The sequence below is a fragment of the Streptomyces sp. NPDC018031 genome, assembly GCF_044327625.1.
Lineage (GTDB): Bacteria > Actinomycetota > Actinomycetes > Streptomycetales > Streptomycetaceae > Streptomyces.
In genome coordinates this window covers 171354-197130 of record NZ_JBIRFT010000006.1, presented here as the reverse complement: position 1 = coordinate 197130, position 25777 = coordinate 171354, and the positions used below count along the sequence as shown (strand labels likewise).

Below are 25777 nucleotides of genomic sequence, written 5' to 3'. Positions count from 1 at the left end.
CCGGGACCGGCGCAACTGTGAAGAACGTACGATCGGTGACCGTGCAAGGTTCGGAGAAGTCTTCCCGTCGCGCCCGCCGCTCCACCACCATGGGCGCCATGCCGCTCAATGACATGCCGTGGTGGCGCTGGCGCAGCAATGTCCGCTCGGCGCTGCACATGCTCTCCGACCCGGTCTTCCAGCAGGAGTGCTGGCTGGCCGGGCAGGACGGATACGGTGACGTCACCGACGCCGTCTACCGGCTGGTGGAGGACACCTGGCTGGACAACTGGTCGGCCGAGAAGTACGTCGGGACGATCTTCCGCGACTCGCAGGAGGCCGCGCTCGTCGACGTGGCCGTGCTCCGGGTGCTGCGCATCATGCACCAGGTGGGCGCGGACGCGCCGGTCTCCGCCTACCTGGAACACCACGGTTGGCCGGAAGCTGTCCGTGCGGCCCGGGACGCCCATGTGCGGCTGGCGGCGAACGACGGCGAGGACCCCGACGTGGCTCCGCACCCGTTGCATGTTCTTGCCATGATGACGCGCGCTTTCTGAGCTCCGGCCGGGGTGTGCCACGCTATGGACCCATGAGCGAGTCGCGATCTGCCGTCCCCGACCAGTACATCCTCACGCTGTCCTGCCCCGACAAGCAGGGCATCGTGCACGCCGTGTCCAGCTTCCTGTTCATGACCGGCTGCAGCATCGAGGACAGTCAGCAGTACGGCGACCGTGACACGGGGCTGTTCTTCATGCGGGTGCACTTCCGGGCCGAGGAACCGGTCACGCCGGAGAGCCTGCGGGCCAGCTTCGGCGCGGTGGGCGAGTCCTTCCGGATGGACTGGGCGATCCACCGGGCCGACGAGAAGATGCGGGTCGTGCTGATGGTCTCGAAGTTCGGGCACTGCCTGAACGACCTGCTGTTCCGCACCTGGATCGGGGCGCTGCCGATCGAGATCGCGGCCGTGGTGTCCAACCACGAGGACTTCGCGGAGCTGGTCGCCTCCTACGACGTGCCGTTCCACTACCTCCCGGTCACCAAGGAGACCAAGGCGGAGGCCGAGGAACGGCTGCTGGAGCTGGTCCGCGCCGAACAGGTGGAGCTGGTGGTGCTCGCCCGCTACATGCAGGTGCTCTCGGACTCCCTGTGCAAGGAGCTTTCCGGCCGCATCATCAACATCCACCACTCGTTCCTGCCCAGCTTCAAGGGCGCCAAGCCGTACCACCAGGCGCACGCCCGGGGTGTGAAGCTGATCGGCGCCACGGCGCACTACGTCACCGCCGACCTGGACGAGGGCCCGATCATCGAGCAGGAGGTCGAGCGGGTGGGGCACGAGGTCACCCCGGACCAGCTGGTCGCGGTGGGGCGCGACGTGGAGTGCCAGGCGCTGGCGCGGGCCGTGAAGTGGCACAGCGAGCGGCGGGTGCTGCTCAACGGCGCCCGCACCGTCGTCTTCGCCTGACCGCGCGTCTCCGCCCGACCGCGCTCCGGCGCCCGTGTACGGCCGTCTTCGGTCGGCCGCGCTCCGGGGCCCGTACCGTCGTCTCGCCTGACGCCGCTCCGGGGCCGCTGCCGCCCGGGACGTCCACGCCGCCCCGGGCCCCGGCCCCGGCGGTCCCACCCGGACCGGCGGCCGGCGGTCCGGGTCACCGCGGTGCCCCGGAACGGGGGTGCCCCGGCGCGCCGGACCGGGCGAGCCCCCGGCTCCGCCGTCACATGCGGGACATCGAGGCCGTCGCCAGCAGTACGTCGTGGATCGCCTGCGGGTCCCCGACCTGCCCGGCGGCCGCCTCCTGCGGTGGCACGTGCCCCGCGGCCAGCTGGTAGAAGGTCTCGCGGTCCAGGGTGATGTGCGCCACCTCGCCCTCCGGGCCGGCGGTGGCCCCGGGCGAGTCCAGCGCGATGAACCACTCACCGCCGCCGGAGTCCTCCACCTCCAGCCGCAGCGAACGGCCCGGGGTACCGGCGGCCACCAGCTGCCGGGGCGGGCCCGCCCGGCCGGAGCGCCGGCGGTCGGCGAGGACCTTCGGCAGCCGGCGCGCGTACAGGTCCACCATGCGGTGGAAGTGCGCCGAGGTCGGCGGCTGGTACGGGTAGTCCACGGCGTCCGCGATGTCGCCGGCGTGCACCCAGCAGCCGAAGGCCCGGTCGAGGTAGGCGTCCGGCAGCGGCAGCCGCAGGTCCCCGAACGGGACCGCGAGCGTGTGCACCCGCCGCCCGGCGAAGGACGCGGCCCGGACCAGCGCGTGGACCTGCGCCCGCCACGGTTCCCGGACGTCACCCGGCTGCCGTCCGGCGCCGCGGTACCGGCCCTGCACCGGGCCCGCCCCGAAGGGCCCGGCCCCGCCACCGGTGAACCGGCCGGGGACGGACGGGAAGGGGCCGGAGCCGGCGACGTCCGGCGGTGAGCCCGGGGCGGCCGGCTCCACCGGGTCCTGCCGCCAGGCCGCCTCGGTCCGGGCGACCGGGGCGGCGGGCGCGTCCGGGCCGAGCGGGTCCGGCAGGCCGAGGGCGGTGGCCAGGATGCCGTCCACCGCCGACAGGTGCCCGATCACCCCGGCGACCGTGGTGTCCCGGCCGGCGGGCCGCTCGCTCTCGAACCACCGCAGCCGGACCGGGGCCCGCCACTCGGCCGAACCCATGTCCCGCAGCAGCGCGTCCAGCCGGGCGGCCTCGGCGTCGTACGCGGCGGCCCACTCCGGCACCGGGATACGGGCCGGACGGCGGCCCAGGCAGCCCGCCAGCACCCGGGCGCGGAGCATCGGGTCGAGGTCGAGACTGCCCTCCGGCTGGAGCAGGCTCACCGCGTCACGCAGCCGCAGCGCCTCCTCCGCGCACGGCACGCAGTCGTTGAGGTGCGCCTCCACCGCGGCCGTCTCCTCGCCGGAGCAGGCGGCCAGCGCCCACGCGCCGAGCAGTGACTTGAGCACCCGGTGCGAGCGCTCGGCCCGGTGCTCGGCCCGGGCCGCGGGAGTGGCCGGGCCGGGCGGTCCTCCGGGCGCGGAGGCGCCCGGCCGCTCCGGGGCGGCCGGCTCCGGCGGGTGCGGTGTCACGGCGTCCGGTCCGCCGGCCCCGGTGGGTGCTCCGGGGTGTTCCCCGGTGGGCGGCCCGGCTCCGGCGCGGTCCGCGCCGGAGGCCCGCCGGCCGTCCGGGGCGCCCGGGCCGTCGCCGGCAGCGGGTACGGCACCCGCTCCCCGCGGCGCGCCCGGTTCCGGTGGGGCCGCGGCGCCGCGGGGGCGCGGGCCCGGTCCGGTCGGCCAGTGCCTGCCGTCCTCGGCGGCCGCGCGCGGTGGCGGTATGCGGGGCCGCTCCGCGGCGGCCGGCCGCTCGTCGCCGCCGGAGCCGCCGCCCGGGCCGGAGCCGGTGCGGTGGGAGCCGGCTCCGCCGCCGGGCCCGCGGGTGCCCCGACCGCCGCCGTCCCCGCATCCCGGCCCGCCGTCGCACCCGGCGTCACCGTCGTACCCGGCGTCACCGTCGGAGCGGCCGGAGCCACCGTGGCCGTCGTGACCGCCAGAGCCGCCGATGCGCTCGGAGCCGTCGAAGCGTTCGGAGCCGCCGTGGCCGCCGGGTTCGCGGTCGTCGGGTTCGCGGTCGTGGTGCCGGTCCGGTCCGCGCGCCCCGCTCACAGCGCCCGTCCACGGTCGGGCGGTACGGCGGGATCCGGCAGGCCGGCGTTGGCCGTGGAGAGCAGTTGCAGGCCGAGCCGGAGCCGCCGCCGTGCCTCGTCCTCGGTCACACCCAGCGCGGCGGCCGCCTGGCGGTAGTCGCGGCGGTGGAAGTAGGCGAGTTCCAGCGCCGCGCGCAGCGGCGCGGGCATCGAGGTGACGATGTAGTCGGCGCGGGCGGCGGCGGAGGCGTCCCGGATCTTGGCCTCGACCTGCTGCGGGGAGGCCGGGCAGCCGTCCGTCACCGAGGCGGTCTCGACCTCGCGGAGCCGGTTGACGGCGTGCCGGTGGGTGAGGGTGGCGACCCAGGAGCGCAGCGAGCCGTGCTTGGGGTCGTAGGCGTCCGGCTGTTCCCAGATGTAGCCGAAGACCTCGCGGGTGACGCGGTCGGCGGCGTCCTCGTCGTCCAGGATGCGGTAGGCGAGATGGTGGACGAGCGAGGCGAAGCGGTCGTACAGCTCACCGAGTGCGGCGGCCTCGCCACGTGCCAGCCGCTGCTGCATTCTGCGGTCCCAGCGGGGTGGTGCGTCGTGCGCCATGCGGCCCCCATCCCAGTGTCGGTAGCCCTGCAGTCGTCCCCGGATCCCGCGGAGTCTGCCGCGACTATGCCGTTTCTCGCATCGAATGTAGTGCGAACGACCGATGGGACAGGCCCGTTCCGGGCAATGTGCCCCGCGCGGGTGGATGCGGATGGTATTGGGCCCGTCACTTTGCGAGGAAACGTTGCGCCACCGGGTTGCCCCGGGACGTAGGGTCGTGGTCTGCGGTTGACACCGGGTGGCGGGGGCCACCGGGCGGTGCCCGGGACCGCGGGCGGGGGCGTGACCACCCTCCGCGCCGCGCGGGCCCCGGGGGTTCCGGCGCCCGACGTCCGCCCGGTTCCCGGCCGCCGCCGGGTACCGGGGGTGTTTCGGGGGCGGGAGCGCGGGCAGCCGCACTCGGGAACGGTCTATTCCGGTTCATGGCGAGCGAAGGGCGTCGGGGCGTGATGTTGAAGGTGACGGAGGCGGTACGGGGGGAGTGGGCCGTGCTGAGCGTCTCCGGCGAGATGGACCTGGTGACCTCCCCGGCCGTCCGCCAGCACGTGCACGACGCGGTGGCGGACGGCCGCCACGCCGTGGTCCTGGACCTGTCGGAGGTCCGGTTCTGCGACTCCAGCGGGGTGGGCGTGCTGATAGCGACGCGCCGGCTGCTGCGCTCCTGTTCGGGCCGGCTGCGGCTGATCCTCCCGGCCCAGGACGCGCCGGACGGCTCCCATGTGAACCGGGTCCTCGCGGCGCTCGGCGTGCGCCGGCTGTTCGAGGTCTACCCGGACGTGGCCGCGGCCACCGAGGCGGCCGCCGCGTAGTGCGCCCGCCGCCGGCCGCGGCGCGGCCCGCGGCGGGTGTCAGCCCGCCCGGTCGTCCGCGGTGCCCGGCGGGCTGCCGCCCCCGGGGCCGCCCGCCGGGGCGGCATGCCACGGCAGGTCCGCCCGCACCACGAAGCCGCCGCCGCGGGTGGGGCGGGCGTCGAACGACCCGCCCAGCGACTGGGCCCGTTCCCGGAGCCCGACCAGGCCGTGGCCGCCGCCCGGCAGCCGGGGAGCGGTGGCGCCGGCGTCCGGCGGCCCGTTGCGGACCTCGACCAGGAGGCCGTTCCCGGCCGGGTCCCGCTCGCTGACGCGCACCTCGACCCGTGCTCCCGGCGCGTGCTTGCGCACATTGGTCAGGGCTTCCTGGACGGTCCGGAAGGCCGCGCGCTCCACCGCCTCCGGGCGGCCGTCCCACTCCGGGGCGCCGTGTGCGTAGTCCGCCTGGTACGTCACGTCGAGCGCGCTCACCTCGATCAGCCGGGGCAGGTCCGCCAGGCGCGGCTGCGGGGTGAGGTCCACCGCGCCGCCGCCCGCCTTGCGCAGGATGCCGACCATGTGGCGCAGCTCGTCGAGGGTCCGCACGGACAGCTCCCGGATGGTCCGGGCACCCTCCCGCGCCTTCGGGTCGGCGGTGCTGATCTGCACCGCTCCGGCCTGCAGGCTGATCAGGCTGACCTGGTGGGCGACCACATCGTGCATCTCGCGGGCGAGCCGGGCCCGCTCGGTCCCCACCACCCGCTCGGCGAGCAGGCGGTCCGCGTGGGCGCGGCTGCGGGTGAGTTCCGCCACCCGGTCGGCGAGCTCGCGGCGGGTGCGCACCAGCAGGCCGAGGGCGATCGGGCCGACCGAGGTGACGCAGGAGTCGATCAGGGTGAGGGTGTTCTCGCGGTAGGCGGTGAGTTCGAGGTCGGAGACCGGCCAGGGCACGAAGTGCGCCGCGGCCAGGAGCGGTGCGCAGAGAGCCGGCAGCCGCCGGTCGGTGCGGCGTGCGGCCACCGTGTAGAGGGCGATCATCGGCGCGAACCAGACGTAGCCGATGAGGATGCCGGGCAGGGTGGCGAGGAAGACCAGGACCGGGAAGCGGCGGCGGAACAGCAGCACGGCCGCCGCCACCAGCGAGACGTTCAGCTCCAGGCCGAAGGTGACGCCGTTGACGAGCAGGGCGTCGGCGACGCCGAACAGGACCGGGACGTACAGCGCCGCCGGGCGCCGCAGCCGGCTCCACGGGCCCTCGCGGCGCCGCCCGCCGTCCGCCGGCGGTCCGCCGCCGGGCCGTTCGGCGTCCGCCGGCCGGTGGATGTGCTCCGGCAGCCCGGGGCCCGCCGGCGGCCGGCTGTGTTCGGGCCGCCGGGTGTGTGGGGGCTGCTGGGTGTGTTGGGGCTGCTGGGTGTGTTCGGGACGCAGGGCCTGCTCGGGACGCTGGGAGTCTTCGGGGCGTCCCGCCGCGGCCGGGTGTGCTCCGGCGGCTCCGTCCGTGCCGTCGGCTCCGGGCCGCCTCATATCGTGCCGCCCGCGGCGGGTCTGCCCGCCACCAGTCCGGCCCGGTCGGCGACGATCGCCGCCTGGACCCGGTTCAGCCCGCCCAGCTTGCCCAGCACCGCCCGCACGTGGTCCTTGACCGTGCTGGGTGCGAGCCCCATCCGCGCGGCGATCTGCGGATTCGCTAGCCCTTCGCCGAGCAGCGCCAGCACCTCGCGCTCCCGCGGGGTCAGCGCCCGCACCGCGGTGGCCGCCGTGGCCTCCGCCTCGGCGGCCAGGAAGCCGCCGATGACCGCCCGGGTGACGCCCGGGTCCAGCACGCTGCCGCCCTGGGCGAGGGTGCGGACGGCCCGCACCAGTTGCTCCGGGTCGGTGTCCTTGAGTAGGAAGCCGGCCGCCCCGGCGCGCAGCGCGGCCGCGAGGTACTCCTGCGCGTCGAAGGTGGTGAGCATGGCCACCGCCGGGGGCCGGGGGCGGGCCCGCAGCTGCCCCAGCACGGTCAGCCCGTCCACGTCGGGCATCCGGATGTCCAGCAGCACCACGTCGGCACCGCTGCCCGTCACCCGGTCCACCGCGTCACCGCCGGAGCAGTCGGCGACGACCTCGATGTCCGGGGCCGTCCCGAGGATCAGCCGTAGTCCGGACCGGACGAGTTGCTCGTCGTCCACCACAGCAACACGGATCACCAGCCGCTCCCTTTTCCCTGTCGACTCGGTGGACGCATTTCGTCACCCGGGGCGTTCCAAGAGTGCCCCACGACTCCAAGGAAGTGGAGCCCTGGGCTCCGTCCATGGGCGGGATCACCCCCGCCGAGTGGCGGGGGTGGGGCAAGACCAGCGGCGGATTTCGTATCCGGCGGTTACCCGGCAGAGTGCCTCACATGCCGCACGATCCCGCGGGGGCCACCCTGACCCCCGCCCGCTCCACCTCGTGCCACCGCGCTCAACGGCGCTCGGTGGCGGCCCTGGCGGCCTCCGGCGTCGTCACGGGGTGGACAGCGGAGTGCGGCATCCGGTCACAGGCCGCCGCGCCCCCCACACGCGGCGGCCTGTCGACCGTCCCGCACGCCGCGCGGCGGGAGGGGGCCGCGCGGACCGGGGACTTCCGGGGGCAGTGCCGCACCGGGGACTCTCGGCGGCAGTGCCGCACCGGGGGCGTCCGCCGGGCCGGTGCGCAGCCGCCGGACCCCGACGCCCGCCGGACCGGGTCCGCGGGCGCCGTCGTCCCGCCGCCCGCCGGCCGTCACCGCCGGACGCACCGCCCGGCGCCCGGCCGGGACCGGGTGCCCACCGGCCGGGAGCGGCCGGCCGCGGCCCGGGACGGTCTCGGCGAGCGGGACCACCACGATTCGCGGTGCGGCCGGAGTCAGCTCCGCGCCCCGTACGAGACCAGCAGCTGACCGGCCCCCCGCGGGGGGAGGGGCCGGTCGGCTGCCGGAAGCCGTCGCGGCGCCGCGGAGGAGACGACCCGCCGCGCCGCGGCTCGAACGTCCCGTCCGGCCCGACCAGCCGGACGGGACGGTGCGCCGTGGGTGGCCGCGCCGCCGCGGCCACCCACGGCGGTCCCGGTGGCCGTCGCCGGACGTGAGGTTCCGGCGGGTGTCACCGGACGTGAGGATTCCGGCGGGTGTCACCGGACGCCGTCACCGGACACGGCGGGGCCCGACGCCGGCGCTCCCGGAGCGCCCGGGGGTGACCGAGGTGCGACGGGCCGCTGTTGACGCTGGAGCGGGCCGCGGAGGAGCCTGGACGTTCGTGGCCGTTCCCGGCCGGCCGAGCCGAGGGGTACCGCTGTGCGCGCATACGACGAACAGGCGATGGACCGGACGCCGGGGCGGCCCGACCGCCGGGCCGCGGCCGTCGCGGCCCGGGAGGCGGCGGCCCCGCCGGGCGCGGTGCTCACCGCCCTCCAGCGGACCGCGGGCAACGCGGCGGTGGCACGGCTGCTGGCCGGGCGGGGCGGGCCGGCCGCGCTGCGGGACGCCGTCGTGCAGCGGGCGCCGGTGCGCCGCGAGCGGCGGCGGGCGGCGAACGACTCCCCCTACTCCGGCCGGCCGAGGTCGGCGCGCCAGCAGGAGCAGCGGGGCTTCGACCCGGCCGAGGCCCGGCCGCAGCAGCTGCCGGTCGCGGGGCCCGCCGGCGAGACCATCTGGAGCGGGACCCGGCGCGACATCGGGTTCACGCCGGAGACGGTGGCCGCCGTGCTCGCCGGCACCGAGAGCCGGGTGGAGAACGGGCGGACGGAGTACCGGTGCGCCGTGTGCGACACCTTCATCCCCCGCCTGGGGGCGCGCCGGGACGACGACGGCAACCGGTACGTCACCATCGACCACGTCTCCGGGATCATCGCGTATGTGCAGAGCCGGGCCGAGGTGATGAGCTGGCAGGTCGGCGGCCGCCGGGTGCACGCGATCAGCCGGGCCGAGGCGAAGCGCTGGGCCAACGACCTGGACAACCTGCGGGTGCTGTGCGCCCAGCCGTGCAACGGCGGGACCCGCGCGGCGCGGAGCGAGAGCCGGCGGTACGACACCGACAAGGCGGTGTGGTGGGCCGGGTAGACCGCACCGGCGCACCGGCCGGTGCGCGGTCCCGTCCCCGCGGTGGTGCCCGGCCCCGCACGTGACGGGCCGGGCACCGCGCACCTGGCCCGCACCCCGGCACCGGCGCCTGGCGACGCTCGGGCTCCCCGGCCGGGACCCGCACCGGCTCCCGTGCGGGGTGACGCGTCGACTGCTCGGCGGAGCCACGCGCCGACGGGCGGGCCGAGTCACACGCCGGCTCCCCGGTGAAGTCACGCGCCGACGGGCGGACCGGGCCATGTGTACGTTCCCCGGCCGGGACCCGCACCGGCTCCCGTGCGGGGCCATGCGCCGGCTCCCGCACCGGCTCCCGTGCGGGGCCACGCGCCGGCGGGCGGGCCGGGGCCCGTGCCGACGGGCGGACCGAGTCACACGCCGGCTCCCCGGCCGGGACCCGCGCCCGCGGGTGGCCGCCGGGTCCGGGCCCCGCGTGTCAGAGCGGCGGTTCGGCGGGGGCCGGCCCGAGCGTCGTGGTGCCCGGCGCCGCGCGGTGCCCCAGACCGGTGCGGTAGGCGTCCAGCGCGGCTTCCACCCGGCCCTCCCGGCGCAGCAGGTCACCCAGCAGCCGGCACAGGTCGGCCAGGTCACCGGCCGCGCCGGTGCGTTCCAGCAGGGACAGCGCGGCGCAGTAGTGCTCCTCGGCGGCCTCCCGGTCGCCGCGCTCCTCGGCGATCAGGCCGAGCAGCCGGTGTGCGCCGCCGGCGTGCACCGCGCCGCGCTCGGCCGACAGCCGGGCCCGTTCGGCGAGCGCCCGGCCGCAGGGCCCGTCCGGGGACTCCCGCGGGTGGCCGGGCGCCGCCGGCCGGCCCGGGCGGGTGGCGCCGCCGCCCGCGGCCGTCCCGGCCAGGGCGGGCACCGGCGCGGCGGTGCTCCCGCCGACCCCCGCGCCGGCCCCCGGGACCAGCGTGGCGAGCGGCACCGCGGCGGTGGCCGACGCCGTGGGCGGGGCCTCGGCCGGGGCGGCCGGGGTCAGCAGCGGGCGCAGCAGGGCCTCCGCCTCGGCCGTCCGGCCCCGCCGGCGCAGCACGTCCGCCAGCTCCACCTCCACCTGCACGGTGAACAGGGCGGCGCGCTTGGAGGCCAGCATGTCGCGGGCGGTGCGCAGTTCGCGCTCCGCCCGGGCCAGGTCGCCGTCCTGGGCGTGGACGTAGCCGCGCATCCAGTGGCAGTGCGCGAGTTCGGTCCTGATGCGCAGTTGCTGGTACAGCTGCTGGGCCTTGGCGAGGGAGGCGTCGGCCTCGGCGGTGCGTCCCTCGGCGATGAGGGTGCGGGCCACCCCGCGGTGCATCCCGGCGATCAGCGCCGGGTCCTCCACCCGGGGGGCGAGGGCCAGGGCGAGTTCGGCGGCGTGGGCGGCGCGGGCGTGCGCCCCCATGTCCATGTACGGCGCGATGCAGGCCGTGTAGAGCAGCAGCAGCGCGTCCGGGTCGTGGAGTCCGGAGGCGTTGAGCTCGTCCAGGGCCGACTCCAGCAGGTAACAGGAGTAGCGGAGTTCGCCGGCCAGCAGGTGGGCCAGGGCCCGGCCGCGGATGGCCGGGACGCGCAGCGGCAGCGGCTCGTGGGCGAGCAGCTGCTCCGCGGCCTGGAAGTCGTCGCGGGCCGCGATGAGGTCGCCGGTCTCCAGGGCGCAGTCGCCCAGGCCCAGCAGGGCCGCCGCCCGTTCCGGGGTCAGGTCCAGCCGCTCCGCCTCGGTGACGAGTTCGGCGAACTGGGCGGCGGCGTCCTCCGCGGACCCGGTGGCGAGGGTGCGGCGGGCGTCGGTGAGCCGGGCGCGCAGCCGGGTGGCCTCCGCCGGGGAACGGCCGGTGGCCAGCTCCTCGTAGCTGGTGCCGAGCCGGGCGGCGAGGTGGCGCAGGGCCGCTTCGGAGGGCCGCACCTTGCCCGCCTCGAGGGTGGAGACGTAGGCCGCGGTGTAGGCGGGTTCGGCCAGTTGCCGCTGGGTGAGTCCCGCCCGGGTACGCATCCGCAGTACCCGGCGGCCGATGTCCTGCGGTTTGCCGGGCCGTACGTCCCCGGTACTGGTCTCGGCCACCGTGCCCCTCATCTCCCCGGCGGTAAGTTGATCGTGCAGTTAACCACTGAGCTAAGTCCATTTACGTGAGGATTGAAAGATGTCGAAGGTGATGGGTTCCGATCCGCGTGAGGCGACGACCGTCCGGCAGCCCGGGCTCGTCCTCACCGACCACCACTTCGACGTCCCGCTCGACCATACGGCGCCCGACGGGGAGAGGATCACCCTTTACGCACGGGAAGTGGTGGCCACCGGGAGCACCGACGGCGCCGGGCGGGCGCGCGCGGACCTGCCGTGGCTGCTCTATCTGCAGGGCGGGCCGGGGTTCGGCGCCGACCGGCCGGTGGGGCGCTCGGGCTGGCTGGACCGGGCGCTGGAGGAGTACCGGGTGCTGCTGCTGGACCAGCGCGGCACCGGCCGGTCCAGCCCGGCCGACCGGCGGACCCTGCCGCTGCGCGGCACCCCGGAGGAACAGGCCGGGTACCTGGCCCACTTCCGCGCGGACTCCATCGTCCGGGACTGCGAACTGATCCGGCACCGGCTCACCGGCGGGCGCCCCTGGACCGTGCTGGGGCAGAGCTTCGGCGGGTTCTGCACGGTCAGCTATCTGAGCCATGCGCCGGAGGGGCTGGCGGCGGCGCTGATCACCGGTGGGCTGCCCTCGCTGGACGAGGACGCCGACGCGGTCTACCGCGCCGCCTATCCGCGGATGGAGCGCAAGACGCTGGCGCACTACGACCGGTACCCGGCGGACGCGGACACCGTCCGCCGGGTCGTGGCGCACCTCGCGGAGCACGAGGTGGTGCTCCCGGACGGGTCACGGCTCACTGCAGAAGCGTTTCAGCAACTGGGTATCCTCCTCGGCTCCGGCGACGGTTCGCACCGTCTGCACTACCTCCTGGAGGATCCGTTCGTCCGCACCGTGGACGGCGAGCGGCTCGGCGACGCCTTCACCGAGCAGGTGGCGGGCGTCCTCTCCCGGGCCGGCAGCCCCCTGTACACCCTGCTCCACGAGTCCATCTACGCCCAGGACGGCCGGGCCACCGGCTGGTCGGCGCACCGGGTGCGGGCCGAGTTCCCGCGGTTCGACGCCGCCGCGGCGCTCGCCGAAGGCCGCCCGGTGCTCCTCACCGGCGAGACCGTGCACCCCTGGATGCTCGACACCCACGCCGCCCTCCGCCCGCTGCGCCGCACCGCCGAACTGCTCGCCGAACGCACCGGCTGGGGGCCGCTCTACGACGCCGGGCGGCTGGCCCGCAACACCGTGCCGGTGGCCGCCGCGATCTACCACGACGACCTCTTCGTCGACACCGCGCACTCGTTGCGCACCGCCCGCGCCATCCGGGGCCTGCGCACCTGGGTCACCGACGAGTTCGAGCACGACGGGGTCCGGGCGGGCGGGCGCCGGGTGCTGGACCGGCTGCTGCACCTGGTGCGGGACGCGTAGCCGGAGCCGTTCCGGGGCGGGCTCCCCGGGGAGGCGCGGCGGTCCCGGTACGCGACGCGGCGACCCGGCCTCCCCGGGGGGCCGGGTCGAACCCGCCTCCGGGTCCGCTCGCGGCCGGCTCCGGGCCGGGTCGCCGGGCGGCCGGGGCCGGGCGGTCCGGCCGGATACTCTTCGCCGCGACCATTGCCCGGCGGGCCGCCTACCCCCTAGGTTGAGCGGCGAGTTAACCAGAGCGCTAAATCGCATTTAACTCGCCGCTTACGGAGCCGACTTCGGGAGATCCCGCCGTGCGCAGTCCTCAGCAGCCCAGCCGTCGTATACGCAACAGAGCCCGTGCCGTGTCCCTGGCCGCCGGTGTCGCACTGAGCGCCGCGGTGGTCGCCACCGCGTCCGCCACCGCGACCGCCACCCCCGGGTCCCCGGAGTCCGCCGCCGACACGCGGCCGGCGGCCGGTCCGGGCGGCGAGGTCGAGGTGGAGTACTTCACCGGCCCCGGCGGGCACCCGCGCCACACCAGGGTCCCGGCCGCCGCCCCGGACCGGTTGACCAAGGGGCGCGGCACCCTGTCCCCGGCACAGCGGGCCGCCGACGGCGACGTCACCCCCATCGTCGAGAAGGGCCCCACCGCCGACAAGGTCGACGTGGTGTTCATCGGCGACGGCTACACCCTGGACCAGCAGGAGGACTTCCACGCCGACGTCCGCGCCAAGTGGACGGAGATGTCCGCGGTCCAGCCGTACGCCGCCTACCGGGACCTGTTCAACGTCTGGAGCGTGGACGCGGTGTCCCGGCAGTCCGGTGTCTCCGGCGATCCGTCCAAGGACGTCGTCAAGGACACCGCGCTCAAGTCGTACTTCTGGTGCGACGGTCTGGAGCGGCTGCTGTGCGTGGACAACGCGAAGGTCGAGTCGTACGCGGTGAAGGCGCCGGCCGCGGACCTGGTGGTGGTGCTGTCCAACTCGGCGAAGTACGGCGGGGCGGGCTACAACGACGTCACGTCCAAGCCCGGTTACAACGGCATCGCCACCGCGTCCTCCGACAACCCGGACTCCGACCAGGTCGCCGTGCACGAGACCGGGCACTCGCTCGGCAAGCTCGCCGACGAGTACTTCTACCCCGAGTACGGGACCTACGACGGCGCCGAACCGACCGAGTCCAACATCAGTGAGCTCAGTGCCGAGCAGCTGAAGAGCCAGAAGAAGAAGTGGTACCGGTGGATCGGTCAGACCTCGCCGGACGGTGGCACGGTGGGCGCGTACGAGGGTGGCGGCTACTACCCCAAGGGCATCAACCGCCCCACCGAGAACTCGATCATGCGCACCCTGGGCCGCGAGTTCAACCTGCCCGGCCGTGAGGCGATGATCGCGGGCTTCTACCAGCACGCCAGCGTGATCAGCAGTGGCACCGCCAAGAACACCGTGCTCTCCCGCACCACCAAGCTCACGGTCGACATCCCGGACTCCGCGGTGATCACCTGGCGGGTGGACGGTATCGAGGTCACCGCGGCCAAGGGCCGGACGGAGATCACCCCCAAGAGCCTGGGTGTCCGGGCCGACGGCCGGGAGCACACCATCACCGCCAAGGCGACCGACACCACCAAGTCCGTCAAGGCCCCGGCCCTGCGCAAGCTGCTGACCGACACCCGCAGCTGGAAGGTGAAGGGCTGACGCCCCGGCGGCCCGGCCCCGGCGGCGGACGCCGCCTCCGCGCGGCGCGCACGGACCGCCCGCCGGCACGGCCGTACCGCCCCCGTGACCACCGCCCCGTGGCTCCCCCGCCACGGGGCGGCCCGCGCCCCCGGCGTCCCGCTGCGTGCCTCGGCCTCCCCCGGAGGAACTTCGGCGTTCTTCGGTGGTCGTCGGTGGTCGTCGGTGTTGCAGTCTCTTGGGTGTCTTGGGTGTCCCGGGTCTTCTTCGGGGTGCTCGGTGTTCCTCGGCGGCCCTCCGCGGCCCCGGCCGTGCGGGCCGGGCCGTGCGGTCAGGCGCCCGGTGCGGTCGCCCCGCGGCAGACCGGGCACCGGTCCAGGCCGTCCCAGTCGCCCCAGCCGAACGTGCCGGGGGACAGCGACCTGCCCTCCGACTCCTCGCGCACGGCGACCCGGTACGCCCACACCGCCCCGAGATACGGGTGGTAGGCGTCGTGAAAGGCCGGCGACGCCGGCGAGGCCCCCGCCGCGACCGCCCGCTGGAGGGCGCGGAGCCGCTCGAACATCGTCTGCCCGGCCCCGGCGACCGCCGCGGTGGCCTCGATGAACAGCCGCTCGCGGGCCTCGTACACCCCGCACTCCAGGAGTGCCGCCCGGGCGCCCGCCGCCCGCCCCGGCTCGCCGCCGCCCTCCTCGGCGATCCGGCGCAGCCGTGCGTGGCCTTCCCCGACGGCGGCGATGAACTCCAGGTACACCGCGCGCCTCCGCTCCCCGGCGCCCCGGTCCTCCTCGTGCCGGTGCCGCAGCCGGTCCGCCAGAACCGTCCCGGCCATGGCGATCGTGCCACCGCCGACCGTCGCGACGAGCGTGCCCCAGTCCACGTCTCCCCCTCCGCCTGATCGCGCCGACGCTCTGCGGAATCTACGCACCGGCCCCACCGGGGGCCAGCGGGTGTGCCCGGCGGGCCGCCGTCCGAACCGTCAGCCCGTCAGCCCGTCAGCCCGTCAGCTCCGGCATTCTCCGCCGGGAACGGCACCGGGAACGGCCACGCTGCGGCGCGGGAACGGCCCCGGCTGCGGTGCGGGAACGGCCCCTTGAACGGCCCCGGGTGCGGCGCGGCCGGTGGTGCCGGGTCGGCTGCCGGCCGGCGGGTCCGGTGCCGGACCCGCGGCGGGGCGGGCGCGCGGCGCCGGGCGGGTGACCGCGGCGGGGCGTGTTGGGGCGGGTGTTGCGGAGACTTGGCGGGGTCCGGTCCTCCCGGCCGTGGAGGGTCGTCACCGTGAGGCAAGATGAGGCCATGGGTAGCTTCGGGGGAGACGGGCGCATGCTCGCGGGCCGCTACCGGCTGGTGGCACCGCTGGGCCGGGGCGGTATGGGCACGGTCTGGCGGGCCGTCGACGAATTGCTGGGCCGTGCGGTCGCGGTCAAGGAACTGCACCCGGAGGACGGGCTGTCCGGTCTGGACGCCCGGATGCAGCGGGAGCGCACCCTCCGGGAGGCCCGGACGCTCGCGCAGCTCAAGCACCCGAACGTGATCGTGCTCCACGACGTCGTGGAGGGGGACGAGGACCGGCGTCCGTGGATCGTCATGGAGCTGGTGGACGGGGAGTCGCTGGCGGACCGGCTCGCCGCCTCCGGTCCGGTGGAACCCCGCGAGGCGGCGCGGATCGTGGCCGCCCTGCTGGGCGCGCTGCGGGTGGCCCACGCGAGCGGGGTGCTGCACCGGGACATCAAGCCCGCCAACGTGCTGATGGAGGCGGGCACCGGCCGGGTGGTGCTGACGGACTTCGGGATCGCGCAGGTGTCGGGGGTCACCACGATCACCGAGACCGGGTCCTTCGTCGGCTCGCCGGAGTACACCGCGCCGGAGCGGATGTCCGGCCGCCGCACCGGTCCGGAGTCGGACCTGTGGTCGCTGGGCGTGCTGCTGTGCGCGCTGGTGAGCGGCGAGTCCCCGTTCCGCCGGGACTCCCTGGGCGGCGTGCTGCACGCCGTGGTGTTCGACGAGATCCGGCCGCCGGCCGCCGCCGGACCGCTGCTGCCGGTCATCGAGGGGCTGCTGGACCGCGACTGGGAGCGGCGGTTGGACGGGTACGCGGCGGAACGGCTGCTGCGCGACTGCCTGGCGGCGGGCGACACCCCGGAACTGCCGGTCGCGTACGCGGTGGAGTACTGGGGGGACGGCCGGCCCGGGGCGGCCGCCGGGAGCGGGGCCGCGGGTGGCGCCGGGGCCCCGGCCGGTGCGGCCGGGGGCCCGGCGCCCGGTGCCGGGCCGTACGGCGCGGAGCCGGAGACGCCGTACCGCGGGGGCGGGGCGGTGGCGCCCGGGGCGGGTTCACCGGCCGGCCCGGCGGGGGACGGGGCGCGACACCTCCCCGGCGCCCGGCCGGCCGCGGCGGCGGGCCCGGGTCCGGCGGGTGCCGCCGGGCCGCCGCCCCCGGGCCCGGCCGGCCCCGGGGAGCCGGAGCCGCCCGGCGCGGCCCGGGGCCGGGCCCCGGCCGGCCGGCGCCGCTCCTCGCACACCCGGACCGCCGTGCTCACCGCGGTCGCGGTGGTGGCGCTGATCGGGGTGGGCGCCGGGGCGGCCGCCCTGCTGCTCCGGGGCGGCGGGTCGGGCGCGGACGCGTCGGACGGCCGGCCGGACGGGAAGACGTCGCTCCGGCCGTCGGGGCCCGCCGCGGACGGGGGCGAGAGGACCGGGAAGGACGCCGGGAAGTCCGGGAAGCCGGACGTCGGCGGGTCCGGCGAGGTGCCGGACGGCTACACGCTGGTGTCCGACCCGGCCGGGTTCCGGGTGGCCGTCCCGGAGGGCTTCGAGCGGTCCTACGAGCCGCCGCGCGTCTACTACTACTCGCCGGGCAAGGAGTTCCGGATCGGCATCCACGTCCAGTCCCGGGACCCCAAGGGCCCGCTGCAACTGAGCCGGGAGGCGGACGCCGACGGCCCGCGGAACTACCCCGGCTACCGCGGCGGGCAGGTCATCGAGACCGAGTACCGGGGGCTGCCCGCCGCCCTGTGGGCGTTCGTCTGGGACGGCGCGGCGGATGACGGCGGGTCACGCCAGACCTACGAGCTGAGCTGGGACGAGGGCACCCGGATGTGCGACGTGTGGGTCTCCGCGCCGGTGTCCCAGAAGGGGAAGGGCAAGCGGTACTTCGACACCGCGGTCGCGACCTTCGACCGCCCCGGCGGAACGGTGCCCGGCAACGGCTGACCTCCGCCGCAACGGGTTCGTCACGGCCCCGTCCACCGGGCCGGACCTGGTGGCGGGTGCGTCGTGTCGACCGGTAATGATGGAGTCATGACGAACCATGGGGGACGGGCGGACGAGCCCACCAGCTACGGGCTCCGGCCGCCGCATCCGGCGGACGGCGTCGTGACGCCCGCCGGAGCGGCCCACGTTCCGGCGCAGGACTCCGGTGCCGGGCCCGCCGCGGCCGCACCCGCGGCCGGCCGGCCGGGGGCCGGCGCGCACCCGGGGGCGTCCCCCGCCGTCGGCGCGGGCGCGGCGCAGCCCGATTCGGGCCGGCTGGTCGGCGGCCGGTACCGGCTGGTCGCGCGGCTGGGCCACGGCGGCATGGGCACCGTGTGGAAGGCGCACGACCTGGTGGTGGACCGCGAGGTCGCGGTCAAGGAGCCCCGGGTGCCGGAGACGCTGCCGGAGCGGGACCGGCACACCGTCTACCAGCGGATGCAGCGTGAGGCGCGGGCGGCGGCCCGGATCGACCACCCCTCGGTGGTCACCGTGCACGACGTGGTCGTCGAGGACGGCCGGCCGTGGATCGTGATGGAGCTGGTGACCGGGCACTCGCTCGCGGACCGCCTGGAGGAGGGCACGCTCGACCCGCGGGAGGCCGCCCGGATCGGCGAGGCCGTGCTGGGCGCGCTGACCGCCGCGCACGAGAAGGGTGTGCTGCACCGGGACGTCAAGCCGGACAACGTGCTGCTGGGCCGGAACGACCGGGTGGTGCTGACCGACTTCGGGATCGCCCAGGTGGAGGGCGAGCAGGGGCTGACCGAGACCGGCGCGTTCGTCGGCTCGCCCGAGTACATCGCCCCGGAACGGGTGCTGGGCCAGCGGCCGGGCCCGGAGTCGGACCTGTGGTCGCTGGGCGTGGTGCTGTACGCGGCGGTGGAGGGCATGTCCCCGTTCCGCCGCTCGCACACCCCGGCCACCCTGCAGGCGATCCTCGCGGCCGAGCCGCAGACCCCGTCGCGCGGTTCGGGCGCGCTGGGCACGCTCATCATGCAGCTGCTGCGCAAGGACCCGGCGGCCCGCCCGTCGGCCGCCGAGGCCGGCCGGGTGCTGGAGTCGGTGGTCCGGCCGCCGCAGCAGCCGGCCACCGTCCTGGCCACCCGGCCGCACCCCGGGCAGGCGGGAGGCGGGGCGCGGGGTGACGGCGGGTCCGCCGGGAGCCGTTTCGTACCGCCGGTGCTGCACCGGAACCGCAAGGCGCAGGCGGTCCTCGGCGGTGGGGTGCTGGTGGCGGCCGCCGCCGTGCTGCTGGCCGTCCTCGACCCGTTCGCGGGGGAGCCGGGGCTGCCGTCGGGGTGGACGCTGCGCGAGGACCCCGAGGTGGTGTCCGCGTCGGTGGCGGTGCCCGAGGACTACCGGCGGGTGGTGGACGACGGCGACCCGGCCGACGGTGACGGCACCACGGTGACCTTCCACGACCCCAGTGGGGTGTTCACCATCTCGGTCACCCGGACGGACCGCGAGGACGGCAACGACGTCAAGTCGGCGGACGACGCCGCGAACGAGCTCATCGGCTGGTACGAGAGCGAAGAGAACACCGACATGGACGGCGCCGAGAGCAAGAAGGCGGAGTCGTCCCAGGAGGGCTACGACGCCATCGAGGTCACCACGGTCTACCGGGGCAACGGTGCCGCCGAGGACGAGCCCCGGCAGGCCCTGCGCGAGCACGTGGTGGTGGACAAGAAGCGGCAGATCGTGTGGGAGCTGACCGTGGGCATGCCGGCGGACGGCGACGCGCGTGCGATCGGCGATCAGCTGTTCGAAGATGCCCGGAAGCATCTGGAGATCACCCAATCGCCGTCCTGACCTGCATGGAGGGCATTCCTCGCCAGTGATTGCTGGCGCAATTTGGGAAAAGGGGTTACCGACGGGTACCCAAAGTTCCGCAGCCGGAATACCCTCGCCGCATGACGGACTCGCAGGACAGCGCAACCGCGACGGCCAGCAACGGCACCGGCCCGCACACCACACCGGCCGGGGCCGACGGGGCCGACGGCGCCCGGAGCGGCGCGCCGGCCGACGGCAACCCGGTCGCCGCTCCCGGCAGCCGGACCGCCGCCGACGTCGTCACCCCCGAACTCGTCGCCCGCCTCGTCCGCGGCGTGGTGGCCGGAACGGACCGGGCGGCCCCCGGCGGCGCCCCGGGAACGGCGGGCCGCACCGCCAACCACTGCCCCTTCACCGGGGAGAAGCTCGCCGACCTGCCCGAGTCCACCCCCGAGGACGTGGCCACCGCCTTCGAGCGGGCCCGCGACGCCCAGCGGGCCTGGGCCGCCACCCCGGTGCGCCGCCGGGCCGCGGTCCTCCTCCGCTTCCACGACCTGCTGCTCCGGCGGCAGTCGGAGATCCTCGACATCATCCAGCTGGAGACCGGCAAGACCCGGCTGCACGCCCACGAGGAGATCCAGAGCGTCACCGTCGCCGCCCGCCACTACGGGCGCAAGGCCGCCGCCTATCTGCGGCCCAAGGCGCACCTCGGCGTCATCCCGACCCTCACCAAGGTCACCGAACTGCGCCAGCCGCGCGGCGTGGTCGGCCAGATCGTGCCCTGGAACTACCCGCTGGAACTGTCGGTCGGCGACGCGCTGCCCGCCTTCGCCGCCGGCAACGCCGTGGTGATGAAGCCCGACACCCAGACCACGCTGACCGCCCTGTGGGCGCGCGAGCTGCTGATCGAGGCCGGACTCCCGGCCGAGGTGTGGCAGGTGGTCGTCGGCGAGGGCCCGGTCATCGGGCCCGCCGTCGTGGAACGCGCCGACTACGTCTCCTTCACCGGCTCCACCCGCACCGGCCGCGAGGTCGCCCGGAGCGCCGCCGCCCGGCTGGTGGGCTGCTCCCTGGAGCTCGGCGGCAAGAACGCCATGCTGGTGCTCCGCGACGCCGACCTGGACAAGGCGGCGGCCGGCGCGGTCCGCGCCTGCTTCTCCTCCGCGGGCCAGCTGTGCATCTCCATCGAGCGGCTGTACGTGCACGCGTCGGTGGCCGACGACTTCCTGGCCCGGTTCGCCGCCCGCACCAGGGCGATGCGGCTGGGCACCCCGCTGGCGTACGGCGCCGACATGGGCTCCCTGGTCTCCCGGCGTCAGCTGGAGACCGTCACCCGCCATGTGCGGGACGCCGTCGACAAGGGCGCCACGGTGGTCGCCGGAGGCCGGGCCCGCCCGGACATCGGCCCGCTCTTCCACGAGCCCACCATCCTGGACGGCGTCGGTACCTCGATGACGGTCTGCGAGGAGGAGACCTTCGGCCCGGTGGTGTCGGTCTACCGGTTCACCGACGAGGACGAGGCGGTCGCGCTCGCCAACGCCACACCGTACGGGCTGAACGCCAGCGTGTGGACCGCCGACGGCCGCCGCGGCCGGGCGGTCGCCGCCCGCCTGCGGGCCGGCACGGTCAACGTCAACGAGGGCTACGCCGCCGCCTACGGCAGCGCCCGGGCCCCGATGGGCGGGATGGGCGACTCCGGACTGGGCCGCCGCCACGGCTCCGAGGGCATCATGAAGTACACCGAGGCGCAGACCGTCGCCCACCAGCGCGTGCTGCCACTGGGCCCCGCCTTCGGCATGGACGACGAGAAGTACGCGGCGTTCCTCAACCACAGCCTGCGCGCCCTGAAGGCCCTGCGCATGCGCTGACATCCGGCGCCCGGGGCGGCACCCCGCCGCCGCCCCGGCGCCGCACGCACCACGTTCCCTGCCGCCGCCCCCGATCCGCCCCCGGGCCGGACGCAGCCGATGGAGGTACCAGTGTCACGGGTCAAGCGTGCCCGAAACCAGGCCGGCCGGCCCGCCGCCGGCGGCCACCGCAGCACCGCCGGGACCGGCGGTCCCGACTACGACGTCCTCGTCATCGGCTCCGGCTTCGGCGGATCGGTGTCGGCGCTGCGCCTCACCGAGAAGGGATACCGCGTCGGCGTCCTGGAGGCGGGCCGCCGCTACACCCGCGAGACCCTGCCGAAGAACTCCTGGGACCTGCGCAACTACCTGTGGGCCCCGGCCCTCGGCCTCTACGGCATCCAGCGCATCCACGTGCTGGGCAAGGTGATGGTGCTCGCCGGGGCCGGGGTGGGCGGCGGCTCCCTCAACTACGCCAACACGCTGTACGTCCCGCCCACGCCGTTCTTCCGGGACCCGCAGTGGGGCCACATCACCGACTGGCAGGAGGAGCTGAAGCCGTACTACGCGCAGGCGCAGCGGATGCTCGGGGTGCGGCTCAACCGGACCATGACCCCCTCCGACGTCCACCTCAAGGACGCGGCGGAGAAGATGGGCGTCGGCGACACCTTCCACATGGCCCCGGTCGGGGTGTTCTTCGGCGACGGCGACGACGCCGGGGGAGCGGTGCGCGCCGAGCCCGGCGCCGGCGTCCCCGACCCGTACTTCGGCGGCGCGGGACCCGCCCGCCGGGCGTGCACCGAGTGCGGCGAGTGCATGACGGGCTGCCGGCACGGCGCCAAGAACACCCTCAACGAGAACTACCTGTACCTCGCCGAGCAGGCCGGCGCGGTGGTGCACCCGATGACCACCGCGATCGCGGTCACCGAGGAGCCGGACGGCGGGTACCGCGTCGTCACCGTCCCCACCGACCGGCGGCGCAAGGGCAGGCGGACGGTGCTCCGCGCGCGGCGGGTGGTGATCGCGGCGGGCACCTACGGCACCCAGACCCTGCTGCACCGGATGCGGGACGCCGGACTGCTGCCGCGCATCTCGCCCAGACTGGGCGAGCTGACCCGCACCAACTCCGAGGCGCTGGTCGGGGCGCAGACCACCGACCGGCGCTACCGCAGGAAGCGCGACGGCGCCAAGGTGGACTTCGGCAGGCGGGTGGACTTCAGCCGGGGGGTGGCGATCACCTCGTCCATCCACCCCAACGAGACCACCCACATCGAACCGGTCCGGTACGGCAAGGGCTCCAACGCGATGGCCCCGCTGTCCATCCTGCAGATCCCGTACGGCGGGAAGGTGCCGCGCTGGCTCCAGTTCATCGGCGCCAACCTGCGGCAGCCCGGCAACGCGGTCCGGATGGTCAACTACCGCCGCTGGTCGGAGCGGACCATCATCGGACTGGTCATGCAGACCCACGACAACTCGCTCACCACCTACCGCAGGGCGAAGGGACCGGGCAAGGGCCTGCTGACCGCCCGGCAGGGCCACGGCGAACCCAACCCGGACCACATCCCCGAGGGCGCCGAGGGCGCCCGGCTGCTCGCCGAGTCCATCAACGGCATCGCGGGCAGCAACGTCGGCGAACTGATGGGCACCCCGCTGACCGCGCACTTCCTCGGCGGCTGCCCGATCGGCCAGGACGCCGAGCACGGCGTCATCGACCCCTACCACCGGCTGTTCGGCCACCCCGGCATCTCGGTGGTGGACGGGGCGTCGGTCTCCGCCAACCTGGGCGTCAACCCCTCGCTGACCATCACCGCGCAGGCGGAGCGGGCCATGTCGCTGTGGCCGAACAAGGGCGAGCCGGACCCCCGGCCCGAGCAGGGCCGCCCCTACCGGCGGCTGGCGCCGGTGCCGCCCCGCCGGCCGGCGGTCCCGGCGGACGCCTTCGGGGCGCTGCGGCTGACGGTCACGGTGCCGGTGCCGGTGGTGCCGCCGAAGCCGTCCGGGGAGCCGGGGCCCGGGGCCGCCGGCCCGGAGGACGGCGACCCGGAGGCGGCCGCGCCGGCGTAGCCCGCGGCCCGCGCCCGGACGCGGTGAGGGGCCGTCCCCGGAACCGAACCGGTCCGGGAAACGGCCCCTCACAGGGAGTGCCGGGGAGGCGCCGCGGTCACGCGTGCGGCGCCCGCGCGGTCACGTCAGGCTGCGGCGCCGGCGGTACGGCGACGGCGGACGACGAAGATCGCACCCGCGCCCGCGACCATCGCGACGCCGCCGATCACGGCGATCGTCGGCAGCGCGGAGGAGGAACCGGTCTCGGCGAGCTCGCCGGTGACCGGCAGCTCCTCCAGGCCGCCCTGAGGCGCCGGCTTGGGGGTCTCGTCACTCGGCTTGCCCTCGGCCGGCGGCACCTCGCCGCCCGGCTTGGTGCCCGCGACCAGCACGTCGAACTCGTAGTCCATGGCCTCGGAGAAGCCGCAGACGTCGTCCTCGTCGTGGTAGGCGCCGATGGCGACGGCGAAGCCGTAGCTGCCCGGGGTCTTGGCGTCGACCTTCAGGCGCAGCTTGGCGTCCGCGTACTCGTCGGCCTTCAGCTCGGCGATCGAGGCGAAGTAGCCGACCTCGTCGTCGATCGTCGTCCAGCCGTTCTCCTCGTCGTACCACTGCACCGTGAGGTACTTGGAGACGTCGTCGAAGTCGTCCGCGTCGATCGCGCCGAGCGAGACGTACGCGTCGACCGACTTCATGGACTTGTCGGAGACGTTGGTGGCGCGGAAGGTGAAGTTCACCCAGCCGGAGCCGGCGACGACCTTGCTCGGCAGCCCGCGCAGGGTGGTGCTGATCATGGCCTCGTCGGACTCGTCCTCGCAGACCGGGTCCTCGTCCTCGGTCGGCGTGGGCGACGGGGTCGGCGTGCCGGTGCTCTGGGAGGCGCTCGGGGTCGGCGTGGGCGTCGGAGTCGGCGTCCCGGTGCTCTGGGAGGCGGTGGGCGTGGGCGTGGGCGTCGGGGCCGGCGTGGTGGCCGGGGCGGACGGCGCGGGGTCGGTGGTCGCGGACGGCGTCGGCGCCGGCGTCTCGGACGTCGACGAGGCGGTGGTCGACGGAGTCGGCTCGGGCGTGTCGGCGTACGCGGCCGGGGCCGCGAGAAGCGCGGCGGGAGCGATGGCGGCCGTCGCAGCGGCGGCCGCGAGTGCGCGGCGAAGCTTCATGAAGACCTCTTCGGGGTCCGTACGCGCTGCAGCATTGAGCAGCGGTTGGCGGGGAAGGCCGGAGCGGTGGGGTCGCGGTCTGGCCGTGCGTTTGCACGTACATGACCAGCCATTGGCCGGAAAGGTTGCATGCGGAACCGGTCCGATCGGCCGTGATCTGCCTCACCCGCCGCCCCGGGACGGGGCCGGACGCGGCAGCCACCCCGGGCGGGCCGGACAGGGGGGCCGCCGTGGGGCGGGCCGAACAGGGTGGCAGTCGCGGGCGGGGTTTGGGTCGGCGGGCCGGTCCGTCACCTCGGCGGCGGGCCGGTCCGTCACTCCGGCGTCGGTCCGGTCCGTCATCCCGGCGGGGGAGGGGCGGCCGCGCGCACCGGGCGTCGTCGTGGGCCGCCGTGGGGCGGCCGGACAGGGTGGCGCCGTCGCGGGCGGGGTCCGGGGCGTCGGTTCGGTCCGTCATTCCGGCGGGGGAGGGGCGGCCGCGCGCACCGGGCGTCGTCGTGGGCAGGCCGCGTCGTGGGCAGGCCGCGGCGCGCGGTCCACGGAACGGTTCCGGCTGGATACGGTCGGTCCCAGGCGTCCCCGGGACCGACCGTTCTCAGGGTGATGACCGGGCTGCTGTCCCCTGCCGACCGGTCACCGCGCCGAAACGAGGTCCCACGACGCGCACCTCCCGCATCACCGCGGGGGTCGCGTCTCATCGCTTCGGCGAGTCTGGCCACGCGCGAGACGGTCGGGGGGCCGGGAATCCGGTTCCCGCGCGCGGAGGTATCAGGGTGGGTGGGGGTCCGAGATGGGGGCACGGAGCGGGTGGGCGGGACGTCCGTGCCGCCGCTCCCGGTACGGGCGGGGGTGGCGCGGACACCCGGACCAACGACCGGTTCGTGGCGCGGGTCACGCGCCGTACGGGTGACGGGCCCCGAACACCCGGGCGTGTGCCGCGCTCAGACGCGGCCCCGGCACAGTTCCAGCAGTGTCATCGCCAGCGCCGTGCCGGGCTTGCCCAGCCCCTCGCGGTAGCGGCTGAGGATCCGCATCTCACGGGCGAGGTCGACCCGCCGCCCGCCGGAGGCGAGCCGGGACCGCTGGATGCCGGCCGAGACCGCCATCCGCTCCTGGATCAGCGCGATGATCCGCGCGTCGAGCTCGTCGATCCCGGCGCGGCTCTCCGGGATGCCGGCCCCGGGACCCGCCTCAGGCGCGGCGGGGGCCGAGGCGGGGGCGGCCGGGCCGGCCGGCGCCGCGGGAGCGGCGGGGGCGGCGGGGGCGCTCGGGGTGGCGGTGGCGGTCTCGCTGATCGTCCGGGTGCTCATCTGTGCCGTCTCCTCGGTCACGGTGGCGCGGACCGACACGGACCGGAAACAGACAGACGCCCCGGGCCTTGTCGGCCCGGGGCGCCTGGGAAGTCGCTGGTCAATCGATCAAGCAGCACGACCATGGCAGCCGGACGGGCCGGTGCCATAGGTAAAGACGAAGGTCAGCTGCTTGGACATGGCCCACAGTATGAGCCCGTTAGAATCGAAAGTCCAACCCCTTACGTTCCACCGCCGGAAGG

At 75.7% G+C, this 25777-nt stretch carries 18 protein-coding genes; 10 read left to right on the top strand and 8 right to left on the bottom strand.

The window, feature by feature from the left end:
• Positions 1 to 35 precede the first annotated feature (35 nt).
• Positions 36 to 536 carry a hypothetical protein gene (locus tag ACH4B3_RS17250; protein ID WP_398463679.1) on the top strand — a complete coding sequence of 167 codons (501 nt, stop codon included), beginning with the start codon at positions 36 to 38 and terminating at the stop codon, positions 534 to 536.
• A 32-nt stretch (positions 537 to 568) separates the two neighbouring features.
• Positions 569 to 1441 (top strand): formyltetrahydrofolate deformylase, encoded by an 873-nt coding sequence (purU, locus tag ACH4B3_RS17245; protein ID WP_398463678.1) that lies wholly within the window; start codon positions 569 to 571, stop codon positions 1439 to 1441.
• A 250-nt stretch (positions 1442 to 1691) separates the two neighbouring features.
• Here purU and ACH4B3_RS17240 read toward each other — a convergent pair whose 3' ends face one another.
• Both ACH4B3_RS17240 and ACH4B3_RS17235 read right to left on the bottom strand, forming a co-directional pair.
• Complete coding sequence (locus ACH4B3_RS17240) at positions 1692 to 3032, bottom strand: zf-HC2 domain-containing protein (RefSeq protein WP_398463677.1); 1341 nt, start codon at positions 3030 to 3032, stop codon at positions 1692 to 1694.
• A 569-nt stretch (positions 3033 to 3601) separates the two neighbouring features.
• On the bottom strand, positions 3602 to 4183 hold the full coding sequence (locus ACH4B3_RS17235) for an RNA polymerase sigma factor (RefSeq protein WP_398463676.1): 582 nt from the start codon (positions 4181 to 4183) through the stop codon (positions 3602 to 3604).
• A 422-nt stretch (positions 4184 to 4605) separates the two neighbouring features.
• Here ACH4B3_RS17235 and ACH4B3_RS17230 point away from each other — a divergent pair, with 422 nt between their 5' ends.
• Complete coding sequence (locus ACH4B3_RS17230; RefSeq protein ID WP_398463675.1) at positions 4606 to 4992, top strand: STAS domain-containing protein; 387 nt, start codon at positions 4606 to 4608, stop codon at positions 4990 to 4992.
• A 39-nt stretch (positions 4993 to 5031) separates the two neighbouring features.
• Here the strand turns inward: ACH4B3_RS17230 and ACH4B3_RS17225 are convergent, their stop codons facing one another.
• The gene (locus tag ACH4B3_RS17225; RefSeq protein WP_398463674.1) at positions 5032 to 6495 is read right to left on the bottom strand and encodes a sensor histidine kinase; all 1464 of its coding nucleotides are present in this window, start codon (positions 6493 to 6495) and stop codon (positions 5032 to 5034) included.
• On the bottom strand, positions 6492 to 7160 hold the full coding sequence (locus ACH4B3_RS17220) for a response regulator (protein WP_398463673.1): 669 nt from the start codon (positions 7158 to 7160) through the stop codon (positions 6492 to 6494). The genes ACH4B3_RS17225 and ACH4B3_RS17220 overlap by 4 nt, the downstream gene beginning before the upstream one ends.
• Positions 7161 to 8266: 1106 nt before the next feature.
• On the opposite strand from ACH4B3_RS17220, the gene ACH4B3_RS17215 reads away from it, so the two are divergent.
• The gene (locus ACH4B3_RS17215; RefSeq protein ID WP_398463672.1) at positions 8267 to 9031 is read left to right on the top strand and encodes a hypothetical protein; all 765 of its coding nucleotides are present in this window, start codon (positions 8267 to 8269) and stop codon (positions 9029 to 9031) included.
• A gap of 454 nt (positions 9032 to 9485) precedes the next feature.
• Here the strand turns inward: ACH4B3_RS17215 and ACH4B3_RS17210 are convergent, their stop codons facing one another.
• A complete protein-coding gene (locus ACH4B3_RS17210) occupies positions 9486 to 11096 on the bottom strand; it encodes a helix-turn-helix domain-containing protein (protein WP_398463671.1) in 1611 nt (536 codons plus the stop codon).
• 67 nt (positions 11097 to 11163) lie between these two features.
• On the opposite strand from ACH4B3_RS17210, the gene ACH4B3_RS17205 reads away from it, so the two are divergent.
• Positions 11164 to 12510, top strand: a complete 1347-nt coding sequence (locus ACH4B3_RS17205; RefSeq protein WP_398463670.1) for an alpha/beta fold hydrolase — start codon at positions 11164 to 11166, stop codon at positions 12508 to 12510.
• Positions 12511 to 12848: 338 nt separating this feature from the next.
• A complete protein-coding gene (locus ACH4B3_RS17200; RefSeq protein ID WP_398463669.1) occupies positions 12849 to 14177 on the top strand; it encodes a M64 family metallopeptidase in 1329 nt (442 codons plus the stop codon).
• Between the two features lie 310 nt (positions 14178 to 14487).
• Here ACH4B3_RS17200 and ACH4B3_RS17195 read toward each other — a convergent pair whose 3' ends face one another.
• On the bottom strand, positions 14488 to 15036 hold the full coding sequence (locus tag ACH4B3_RS17195) for a CchlQ (protein ID WP_398463668.1): 549 nt from the start codon (positions 15034 to 15036) through the stop codon (positions 14488 to 14490).
• Positions 15037 to 15452: 416 nt separating this feature from the next.
• Between ACH4B3_RS17195 and ACH4B3_RS17190 the strand changes: the two genes are divergently transcribed.
• From ACH4B3_RS17190 to ACH4B3_RS17175, 4 genes are all read left to right on the top strand, one after another.
• Positions 15453 to 17369, top strand: a complete 1917-nt coding sequence (locus ACH4B3_RS17190) for a serine/threonine-protein kinase (protein WP_398463667.1) — start codon at positions 15453 to 15455, stop codon at positions 17367 to 17369.
• A gap of 87 nt (positions 17370 to 17456) precedes the next feature.
• Complete coding sequence (locus ACH4B3_RS17185) at positions 17457 to 19217, top strand: serine/threonine-protein kinase (protein ID WP_398463666.1); 1761 nt, start codon at positions 17457 to 17459, stop codon at positions 19215 to 19217.
• 101 nt (positions 19218 to 19318) lie between these two features.
• A complete protein-coding gene (locus ACH4B3_RS17180; RefSeq protein ID WP_398463665.1) occupies positions 19319 to 21046 on the top strand; it encodes a succinic semialdehyde dehydrogenase in 1728 nt (575 codons plus the stop codon).
• Positions 21047 to 21157: 111 nt separating this feature from the next.
• Complete coding sequence (locus ACH4B3_RS17175) at positions 21158 to 23089, top strand: GMC family oxidoreductase N-terminal domain-containing protein (protein WP_398463664.1); 1932 nt, start codon at positions 21158 to 21160, stop codon at positions 23087 to 23089.
• Positions 23090 to 23214: 125 nt separating this feature from the next.
• Here ACH4B3_RS17175 and ACH4B3_RS17170 read toward each other — a convergent pair whose 3' ends face one another.
• Complete coding sequence (locus tag ACH4B3_RS17170; RefSeq protein WP_398463663.1) at positions 23215 to 24225, bottom strand: LAETG motif-containing sortase-dependent surface protein; 1011 nt, start codon at positions 24223 to 24225, stop codon at positions 23215 to 23217.
• Positions 24226 to 25166: 941 nt separating this feature from the next.
• Positions 25167 to 25535: a chorismate mutase gene (locus ACH4B3_RS17165; protein ID WP_398463662.1), complete on the bottom strand. Its 369-nt coding sequence runs from the start codon at positions 25533 to 25535 to the stop codon at positions 25167 to 25169.
• Positions 25536 to 25777: the final 242 nt, after the last annotated feature.